The organism is Corallococcus sp. CA054B, assembly GCF_003611625.1.
In the GTDB taxonomy this organism is placed as follows: Bacteria; Myxococcota; Myxococcia; order Myxococcales; family Myxococcaceae; genus Corallococcus; species Corallococcus coralloides.
In genome coordinates this window covers 19,162-29,180 of record NZ_RAVY01000127.1, presented here as the reverse complement: position 1 = coordinate 29,180, position 10,019 = coordinate 19,162, and the positions used below count along the sequence as shown (strand labels likewise).

4 protein-coding genes are annotated in these 10,019 nt (G+C 73.4%); 2 read left to right on the top strand and 2 right to left on the bottom strand.

What is annotated here, in order from left to right; translation table 11 throughout:
• Nucleotides 1–37: 37 nt before the first annotated feature.
• Nucleotides 38–1,426, bottom strand: a complete 1,389-nt coding sequence (locus tag D7V80_RS26850; RefSeq protein WP_120590869.1) for a serine/threonine-protein kinase — start codon at nucleotides 1,424–1,426, stop codon at nucleotides 38–40.
• Nucleotides 1,427–1,688: 262 nt separating this feature from the next.
• Here D7V80_RS26850 and D7V80_RS26845 point away from each other — a divergent pair, with 262 nt between their 5' ends.
• Both D7V80_RS26845 and D7V80_RS26840 read left to right on the top strand, forming a co-directional pair.
• Nucleotides 1,689–3,953, top strand: a complete 2,265-nt coding sequence (locus tag D7V80_RS26845) for a PAS domain S-box protein (protein ID WP_199738868.1) — start codon at nucleotides 1,689–1,691, stop codon at nucleotides 3,951–3,953.
• Nucleotides 3,950–5,767 carry an OPT/YSL family transporter gene (locus tag D7V80_RS26840; RefSeq protein ID WP_120590867.1) on the top strand — a complete coding sequence of 606 codons (1,818 nt, stop codon included), beginning with the start codon at nucleotides 3,950–3,952 and terminating at the stop codon, nucleotides 5,765–5,767. The genes D7V80_RS26845 and D7V80_RS26840 overlap by 4 nt, the downstream gene beginning before the upstream one ends.
• Nucleotides 5,768–5,782: 15 nt before the next feature.
• Here D7V80_RS26840 and D7V80_RS26835 read toward each other — a convergent pair whose 3' ends face one another.
• On the bottom strand, nucleotides 5,783–9,700 hold the full coding sequence (locus D7V80_RS26835) for a serine/threonine-protein kinase PknK (protein WP_199738867.1): 3,918 nt from the start codon (nucleotides 9,698–9,700) through the stop codon (nucleotides 5,783–5,785).
• Nucleotides 9,701–10,019: the final 319 nt, after the last annotated feature.

Here is a 10,019-nt window from a genome sequence, read left to right as displayed (position 1 = left end):
GCGGGGGGAGGAGGAGTGCGGGGACGGCGGGAACGGCCTACTGCTGAGGAGGACCTTCAAGGAACCGTGACGCGGGACCGGTGATGGCGAAGCCACCGGGGTCCCTTACGTTCCAGGTTGCCACATGCGTGACCGGGCCGCCTACCACCTCGGCCTCGCCGGAGTCGCCGCGTGTCTCCGCCTCACCATGATGGAGACAGAGGTGGACGCGGGCGTGGACGGCTTCGGCCAGACGCTGGGCCTCGGCTTGCAGTTTCCTCAGGGGCTGGAGTGCCTGGGCGGGCGTGGTGCCGGCGGCCAGGGGCCGCACGCCCAGGAGCGCGGTGCCCGTCTGGAGCGCCAGGGTGAAGCCCTCCGCGCGCAGGCCCTGCTCCAGCGTGTCCATGACGTTGGCGAGCGCGGCGTAGGTGGTGTCGTCGTCCATGTCCGTGTCGGGGAGCACCACCTCCGCGTTCACGGCCAGCACGAGCCGCGTCTGGCTCTCCACCTGGTTGGGCTCTTCCGTCGCTTCGCGCAGCGCGGTGAGGAAGGCGTTCACGCTGGGGTAGCGGCGGGTGGCGTCCTTGTCCAGGCACCGGAGCACCACCGCGTCCACGGCGGGGGACACCGGGGCCTTCACGCTGGGGCGCGGAGGCGGGGCCTCCAGGTGCATGCGCTCCAGCTCCAGGCGATCATCCGACTGGAAGGGGTAGCGGCCGGTGAGCAGCTGATACAGGAGCACGCCCAGCGCGTACACGTCCGTGGGCGGCCCGATGCTGCCGCCACGAAACTGCTCGGGCGCCATCGCGTGCGCGGTGCCCAGGCGCTGGCCCGCGGTGGTGAGCCCCTCCTGGCCGGGCTCCTGCTGGATGAGCTTCGCGATGCCGAAGTCCAGCAGCTTCAGCCGGGGCTTCTCCCCCTCCTCCACCACGAGGATGTTGCTGGACTTCAGGTCCCGGTGCACGACGCCCGCGCGGTGCGCCGCCTCCAGCGCGCCGCAGATGGGCTCCAGGTACGCCAGCGCGCGGGACGCGGACAGCCGCCCGCGCTCCAGCACCACCTGGCTCAGCGTGCGCCCGGAGAGCAGCTCCATCACGTAGTAGGGGCTGCCGTCCGGCATCAGCCCGAAGTCGTAGACGTCCACGATGTTCGGGTGGTGGATCTGATTGACGACGCGCGCCTCGCGCACGAAGCGCTGGAGCATCTCCCCCTGGTCCGCCAGGTGCGAGTGCAGCACCTTCACCGCCGCGTGCCGCCCCAGGATGCGGTGCTCCGCCTCGTAGACGCTGCCGTGGCCGCCGGCCGCCAGCATGGACTTGAGGACGTACTCACCCGCCAGGGTGCCCGGCCCGCGCTCGGAGCGGGGAGGTGTGTCGTGCCCCTTTTCCGTGGCGTTCGCGTTCGCGCGCGCCTGGATGCGGAAGGTGCTCTCGGAATCCACCGCCATGAATGCCCCGCACCCTACCATCCACGGGGTGGGTCGCGAGTGCCCGTGCCCGGTTGGCTGCCCTGCCTGCCTGCCTGGCCGTTCACCAGGAGTCAGGGTCCCCGTCCGGAAGGGGGAGGGGACGTTCATTGGAAGCCGTTGGGGTATGGTTGCGGTCCGGGCCAGGACTTCGGGCCCATACGGAGCGCGGCGTCATGCACGACAGGCGGCGAGGACACTGCCAGCCCGAGCGCAGGGGGACGTCAGGGGGCTTGCATACATGATGACGTTGGTGGACGAGCTCACGACCTGTGCGGGCCAGTCGGTGACGGCCCCGTCCTCGACCGGGGCGTGCCTCATCCTCATCAGCACCACGACACCGGCGGCCATTGGCAAGGCGTACCGGTTGGAGCCGGGCGAGCACGTCATCGGGCGTGGATCCGAAGCGGAGGTGCGCATCGATGATCACGGGGTGTCGCGCAAGCACGCGCGCATCCTGCGCAAGTCGGACGGCTCGTGCCTCGTGACGGACCTGGAGTCCACCAACGGCACGTTCCTCAACGGCCTGCCGGTGTCCACCGCGGAGCTGCAGGAGGGCGACCGGCTCCAGGTGGGCACGGTGACGGTGTTCCGCTTCTCCCGGCGCGAGGTGCTGGAGCAGCGCGAGGAGCAGCTGCGCCAGGCGCTGTCCGCCGCGCGCGTGGGCATCTGGGACTGGAACGCGAAGACGGGGCAGGTGACCTGGAGCGAGCACGTGGACCGGCTCCTGGGCCTGGCCGTGGGCAAGCTGTCCGGCCGCGCCATGGACCTGGAGGAGGTGGTGCACCCGGCGGACCTGCCCAGGCTTCGCGCGGGGCTGGCCACGGCGCTGCAGCAGCGCTCGCAGGTGGACGTGGAGTACCGCATCGAGCCCGCGGGCAGCGGCTACCGCTGGATTTCGTGCAAGGGCGACGTGCTGCTGGACGCGGCGGGGCAGCCCGCGCGGGTGACGGGCACGGTGATGGACATCACCGCGCGCAAGCAGGCGGAGCAGGAGCTGCACCGCCAGGCGCTCATCTTCGAGAGCATCTCCGACGGCGTCGTCATCACGGACCTGGCGGGCGGGGTCATCGACTGGAACACCAGCGCGGAGCGGATGTTCGGCCGCAGCCGCAAGGAGGCCATGGGCCAGACGCTCTTCAGCGTGCTGCACCCGGGTGAGCCGGACCGGCTGACGGGCGCCGTCCTCACCGCGCTGGAGGTGCACGGGCGCTGGAGCGGGGAGCTGGAGTTCAAGCGCGCGGACGGCATGGCGTGCGTCTGCGAGTCCGTGGTGGTGCCGCTGCGCGACGCGGAAGGGCGCATCATCGCGAACATCATGGTGCACCGCGACCTGAGCGAGCGCCGGCAGCTCCAGGCGCGCCTGGTGGTGGCGGACCGGCTGGCCAGCGTGGGCACGCTGGGCGCGGGCGTGGCGCACGAAATCAACAACCCGCTGGCGTACATGCTGGTGAACCTGCACCTCATCCGCGAGGGGCTGGACAAGCTGGAGGCGCAAGGCACGCCGTCCGAGCCGGTGGCCTCCATCCAGCAACTGGTGCGCGAGACGACCGAGGGCGCGGAGCGCATCGCGACCATCGTGCGGGACCTGAAGGTCTTCGCGCGCGGCGAGCAGGAGTCGCGCCCCATGCCGGTGGACGTGCGCCGGTCGGTGGAGCTGGCGTGCAAGATGGCGGACAACGTCATCCGCCACCGCGCGCGGCTGGTGACGGAGTTCGAGCCGGTGCCCGCGGTGGAGGCCAGCGAAGCGCGGCTGTGCCAGGTGTTCCTGAACCTGCTGCTCAACGCGGCGCAGGCCATTCCGGAGGACCCTTCCTCCGTCACCGAGCACGAGATTCGCGCCATCATCCGTCCGGGCGAGCCGGGCAAGGTGGTGGTGGAGGTGCGCGACACCGGCGTGGGCATGACGCCGGAGGTGCTGGGGCGCATCTTCGATCCGTTCTTCACCACGAAGGCGGTGGGCGTGGGCACGGGGTTGGGGCTGTCCATCTGCCACGGCATCGTGGAGTCCATGGGCGGCTCCATCCACGCGGAGAGCACGCCGGGGCAGGGCAGCACCTTCCGCGTGGTGCTGCGCTCGGCGGCGCACGAGGTGGACCTCTACCCGCGGCTGTCCGCGACGGCGACAGCGGGGGCGCGGGCGCGCATCCTGGTGGTGGATGACGAGCCCAACGTGACGGTGGCGCTGCAGCGCTCGCTGGCCTCGGAGCACGAGGTGTCCACCGCGAACAGCGCGCAGGCGGCGCTGCGGCTGGTGAACGAGGGCGGCCGCTTCGACCTCATCCTCTGCGACGTGATGATGCCGGGGATGACGGGCATGGACCTGTACTTCGAGCTGGGGCGCTCCGCTCCGGAGCAGGCGGGTCGGATGGTGTTCATGACGGGGGGAGCCTTCACGCCGCGCACGACGTCGTTCCTGCGGGACGTGCCCAACCTCAAGCTGAGCAAGCCGCTGGACCTGGCGCAGCTGCGCGAGCTGGTCGGCCGCTCGGCGGAGGCGTCTCGATGAGCGCCTCCTCCGGTCACCCCGCCGCTCCTCCGGAGGTCGCGGCGGCGGGGCCGGAGGCCCCTGGGCCCGTGGCGCCGGCGAGGGTGGGGTTCGCGGGGGCGGAGGTCTCCCAGGGCCGGGAGTGGACGGCCCGGTCGCTGGGGATGGGCCTGCTCATCGGCGCGCTGCTGGCCGTCACCAACCTCTACATGGGATTGAAGACGGGCCTGTGGGACTCGGGCTCCATCGCCGCGGCGGTGCTGGGGTTCAGCGCCCTGGCGCCTTATGGGCGCAGGCGGGGCGTGCCCTACACGCCGCTGGAGAACAACCTCACGCAGACGGCCGCGGCGGCGGTGGGCGCGATGCCCGCGTCGGCGGGGCTGCTGGCCGCGATTCCGGCGCTGGCCCTGCTGGGCACGGGCGTGCCGGGCTGGGGCATCACGGTCTGGGGGCTGGTCCTGGGTGTGGTGGGCGTGCTGGTGGCGGGCTTGTTGCGGCGGCGCCTGCTGGAGCAGGAGGCCCTGCCGTTCCCCACGGGCATCGCCACCGCGGAGCTCATCTCCACGCTGCACGCGGCCACGCCGTCCGAAGCGCAAGGCTCGCGGACGGGAAGGGGCCGGACGCTGGTGGGCGCCGGCGTGGTGGCGATGGCGCTCACCTGGATGCGCGATGCGCGCGGCTGGCTGCCGGGGATGGTGGCGCTGCCGGGCCGCGTGGGCGGCGTCTCGCTGGAGTCGCTGACGTGGGGCGTGGGCCTGAGCCCCATGCTGCTGGCGGTGGGGATGATGACGGGCCCTCAGCTGGCGTTGAGCATGCTGCTGGGCTCGGGGCTGGCGTGGGGCGTGCTCGCGACGCGGCTCCTGGACACGGGCCTGGTGGCGGGCGCGGGGTACGAATCGCTGTCCTCGTGGCTGATATGGCCCGGCGTGGGGTTGATGGTGGGCGGGGCGGTGATGTCGCTGGCGGCGCAGGCGAGGGACTTCCTGGGCGCGGTGAAGGACCTGCGTTCGTTGGGCGTGAGCCGGGGAGGGCTGCCCCGGTGGAGCCTGGGCGTGGCGGCGGTGGCGTGCGTGCTGGCGGTGGTGCTGGGCGGGCTGCTCTTCGGGCTGGGAGTCCCGTCGATGCTGCTGGTGCTCGCGCTGCTGGTGCCGCTGTGCGCGGTGTGTGCGCGAGGCGCGGGGCAGACGGACGTGTCGCCCGTGGGCCAGGTGGGGAACCTCACGCAGGTCATCTTTGGCGGAGTGCGGCCCGGAGAGTTGACGTCCAACGTGGCCGCGGGTTCGGTGGTGGCGGGCGCGGCGGCGCAGACGGGCGTGAGCTTGTGGTCGTTGAAGGCGGGGCACCTGCTGGGGGCGTCGGCCTCCCGGCAGCTCGCCGCGCAGCTGGTGGGCGTGACGGTGGGCGCGGTGGTGGCGGTGCCTGCCTATCTGCTGCTGGTGGACACGTACGGGCTGGGGACGGCGGTGTTGCCGGTGCCCGCGGCGGCGCAGTTCCGGGCGGTGGCGGAGGTGTCCGTGCGAGGCCTGGCGGGCCTGCCGCCCTACGCGGGCTGGGCCGCGCTGGTGGGCTTCACGGTGGGGGCGCTGTCGACGCTGGCCGCGAGGAGCCGGGCCTCGCGGTGGTTGCCTTCGCCGGTGGCGATGGGGATCGGCTTCATCACCCCCGCCTACTTCTCGGTGACGCTGTGCCTGGGCGCGGGGATGGTGATGCTCGCGCGGAAGTGGCCGAAGACGACGGACGCGCACGTCTCCTCGTTGGGCGCCGGAGCGCTGGTGGGGGAGTCGCTGATGGGACTCCTCGTCGCGGCGACGACGGTGCTCTCGCGGTCGGCGTAGCGACAGGAGTCGTCGCTACGCCGCGGGCGTGAGGTCCCGCACCCGCTCCAGCGAGCGGCGGATGCGGTCCTCCATCAGGTTCGGCATGTGCGCCGCGCGCGCCAGCGCCTCCCCGAGCGCGAGCATCGCCTCCGCGAAGTCGCCCCGGCGCCAGGCCGCGAGCCCCATCATCTCCAGGACCTCCAGCGGCTCCTGCTCCACGGAGGCCTGGGCGGAGCGCTCGCGCAGCGCGTGCCACTCCTCCACGGTCGCGTCCTTCGAGGCCAGCTCCACCATGGAGAAGAGCACCTCCTCCGACGGGCTCAGGTTCACGCCGTGCCGGTTGGTCGCCATCGCCTGCCGCACCTGCTCCAGCAGGTCCCGCGCCCGGTCGTGCCGGTCCGTCCACGCCATGGCCCGCGCCTGGAGCAGCAGCGCCCAGGGACGGTGCGCCACCTCCGGATGCCGGCGCTCCAGCACGATGGCCCGCGCGATGTGCGGCGCCGCCGCCTCCACGTCGCCCGCCTGGTAGTACAGCTCGCCCAGGTTGTACTCGGCGAAGTACTCCCAGCCCACCACGCCCAGCTCGCGCCCCAGCTGCATGAAGCGCTCCTGGTCCTTCAGCGCGTTCGTCAGGTCGCGCCGCGCCACCCTCAGGTTGCGGCGGTTGTTGATGGCCGAGCCCAGGTGGAAGCGGTCGCCGCGCTCCGTGCACGCGCAGATGAGCTCGTCCAGCACCCGCTCCGCGGCGTCGATGTCGCCCAGGCTGGGCAGGATGGCCACCAGCAGGAGCAGTGACACCACCAGCGTTTCGTAGCCCGCGTCGCCCAGCTTCCGCGCCCGCTCCGCCGCGGCCTCCAGGGTCATGAGCGAGTCCATCCATTCGCCCTTGCGGAACTGCGTGCGGCCCAGCGCCAGCAAGAGCCGCGCCTGCACGTAGGGTGACGTCACCGTCTCCGTCAGCTGCTGCGCCTCCTGGACCCGCGCCTCGCTGCGCGCGTAGTCGTTCACCCAGTCGAGCGCCACCGCCTCGTCGAGCAGCAGCTCCACCACCGCGCGCGCATCTCCCACGCTCCGGGCGCGCTCTCGCGCGATGGCGAAGTCCGTGAGCGAGTCCTCGTACCGGCCGATGCGGTAGCGCATCAGGCCCCGGCCCCGCAGCGCCGTGAGCCTGCGCAGCTCGTCCTCGGGCTCGATGAGCTCCAGGGCGCGCGTGTACATGGCCTCCGCGTCCAGGTACGCGTGCCGGCCGCGCGCGGACTCCGCCAGGTCGATGGTCAGCGCCGCCGCCTCGTCGCGCAGGCCCGCCGCCGCGGCGTGCAGCGCGAGCCGGGCCAGCCGCTGGCGCTCCTGCGCGCCCGCCGGGCTCAGGTAGTGGCGGTACGCGGCGTGGTGGATGCGCGCCTTCTCCTCCGCGGGCAGGCCCGCGACCACGGCCTCGCGCATCAGCTCGTTGCGGAAGCTCAGCCCCTCCGAGCGGTGCTCCACCAGCAGCCCCAGGTCCAAAAGCCGCCGCGTCGCGTGTCCCATGTCCAGCGGGAACTGGGACGCGGCCCCGTCGCGCTCCAGCTCGCGCACCACGCCGTCCGCCGCCGTGCCGGTGAAGGTGGCGCCCAGGAGCGCGCACAGCCGGGCATGCGCGGCGAGCGCCGGAGGCAGCGCGCCCAGCTCGCGGTCCGCCAGCCACTCCACCAGCCGCAGCTCCGGCAGGCGGTCCAACTCGTCCGTGACGAGGTACCAGTTGCCGCCCGGCGCGCGCTGCCGCACCAGCCCCTGGCGCTTGAGGCCGCGCACCAGCTCCACCAGGAACAGGGGCACGCGCTGCGCGCGCTCGATGATGCGCTCCACCGCCTGCGCGGGCACGTTCTCCACCGGCTTGAGCAGCGCGCGGCACAGGGCATGCGCGTCGCCCGGGGCCAGGCCGGACAGGGGCAGGTCCAGCTGGCGGGCGGCGCGGGCGCTCCACGCCGGACGGCTCTGTTCGAAGCCCGGGCGCACCAGCACGCAGATCCACAGGGGCACGCGGGTCTCCGCGAGCGCCGCGTACTCCAGGGCGTCCAGCGCGGTCTCCTCCGCGAAGTGCGCGTCGTCCACGATGAGGCACAGGGGCCGTTCGCGAGCGGTCGCCGCCAGCAGCTCACCCGTGGCGCGCATGGCCAGCGAGCGCAGCGCGCCCGGGGCCGCGGCCCAGCTGTGCAGCTCCGGCCCGCCCGGCGCGTACCACCCGAGCGTCGCGGCCACGCCCGGCCACAGCTCCATGCCCAGCCGGGTGCCCAGCCGGTCGAGGATGGCGGTGCGGCCGTCCTCCTGCGTGTCGGTGTCGTCGCGGTCGAAGCCGTGCAGCGCCACGCGCAGGAGCGTGCGCAGCGTGCCTTCTGGATCGCCCTGCACGGGCTCTCGCGCGAGCATGGAGTAGACGCGCGCGTGCGGCAGCGCGGCCCTCAGGCGCAGGCCCAGCGTGGAGGCCAGGTGGCTCTTGCCGTGGCCCCGGTCGCCGCGCACGGTGACGATGGTGGGCGCCGTGTCCGACACCGCGGACCGGGCGCTCTCCAGGAGCTGCTCCAGCTCCATGTCGCGGCCCACGAGCATCGCGCTGCCCAGCTGCAGCACGGTGACGTCCGGCCGGGGCGCGGCGCCCGGGGGCGCGGGGCGCATCAGCCCGGACCGTCCCGCCACCGGCAGGCACGGCACCTCCGGCACGGCCTCCGCGGCGGCGGGGGAGAGCATGGGCCCGCGCAGCTCCGCGAGCTGGGGGTAGCGGTCCTCGCGCGCGAAGATGGCGCCCAGGTAGCGGGGGGCGCCGTCGCGGCGGCGCTGCACGGTGACGTTGGCCACGTCCACGATGGACACCGGGGCGAGTCCCCGCTCGGCCAGTCCTTCGGCGGCCCGCAGCGCGCGGCGCACGGGGTTCTCTCCCACGTCGGGGTCGAAGACGCCCGCGAAGCGTTCGCCCTCCGCGAAGGCCATGTGGCCTCCGTACGCGGCCAGGGCCTTCTGCATCGCCACGGGGTTGGCGCGCGAGAAGGTGAACAGCACCGCCACCGAGCGGCGCGTCTGGGCGGGGCGGACCTCGGGCAGCAGGGTGAGCCGGGGCGCGGGCTGCACGGCGGACTGGCCCGCGTGGTCCAGCGCCGCGCGCAGGGCCTGGGCCACGGCGGCGGCGTCGCGGGGGCGGCGCGCGGGCTCCTTGGCCAGGCAGCGCAGCACGACCTCCTCCACGGGCGGCGCCACCGGGGCGTACTCCGACGGAGGCGGGGGCCGCAGCGACAAGTGCGCCTGGAGCACCTCCGTGAGCGAGCCGAAGAAGGGCGGCCGGCCGGCGATGAGCTCGTAGAGGATGACGCCCAGCGCGTACACGTCCGTGCGCGCGTCCAGGACCGCATGGCCCGCGCACTGCTCGGGCGCCATGTATTCGGCGGTGCCGGCGAAGGAGGACGTGTCGCCGGGAGTGCCATCGTCCGCGAGCACGCCGGGGGTCGGCCGCTGCACCAGGCCGAAGTCGAAGACGCGGGCGCGCTTGTGGGCGTCGTCCAGGAAGACGTGCTCGGGCTTGAGGTCGCAGTGCACCAGTCCGTGCGCGTGCACGACGGACACCGCCTCCAGGAGCGCGTTGGCGCGAGGCCCGAACTCCTGCGGCGACATGGGGCCGGACACCCGGGCCAGCCAGTCCGCCAGCGTGGGCAGCGGCACGTACTCCATGGCGACGAAGCGCTGGCCGCCGGGCAGCGTGCCCACGGCATGGAGCGCGGGCACGGTGGGCGGCCCGATGACGCGCAGGGCCTCCGCCTCGCGAGCCAGCTGCGCCTCCGCGAGCGCGATGCCGGGCCGCGCCAGCTTCAGCGCGATGCGTTCACCCTCGGTGCCGTCGGCGGAGCGCTTGTGCGCGGCCAGCAGCACGCCGAAGCCACCGCGCGCGATGACCTTCTCGCAGCGGTAGCCCGGGACGTCGGGCACGACGAGCGAGGCATCGGATGGCGGAGCGATGGGAGGCGAGACGCCGGGCGGGCATGGCGCATGAGAGCCCTCCCAACGCCGCCCGCATGTGAGGCAGCGCGGCACGGACGTCACTCTATGCCAGCGCCGCCGTGATTTCCGAAGCCCCGCGGTCGGCCATTCAACGGACGCGTGAAGCACTCGTCAGAAGTCCTCCCAAGCCCGGAGGGCTTCCAGGCGTCACGCCCTGTGAACCGCGCGACATCGGACATCCGGGGCAGCCAACGGCTCAGCGGGTCGACCGGGCACCGGCTGCGTCATTCCGCACCGCAACGCGCAA

Coding starts and splice junctions, on each gene's coding strand:
- D7V80_RS26845 (WP_199738868.1), top strand. CDS start 1,689: ATGACGTTGGTGGACGAGCTCACGACCTGTGCGGGCCAGTCGGTGACG.
- D7V80_RS26850 (WP_120590869.1), bottom strand. CDS start 1,426: ATGGCGGTGGATTCCGAGAGCACCTTCCGCATCCAGGCGCGCGCGAAC.
- D7V80_RS26840 (WP_120590867.1), top strand. CDS start 3,950: ATGAGCGCCTCCTCCGGTCACCCCGCCGCTCCTCCGGAGGTCGCGGCG.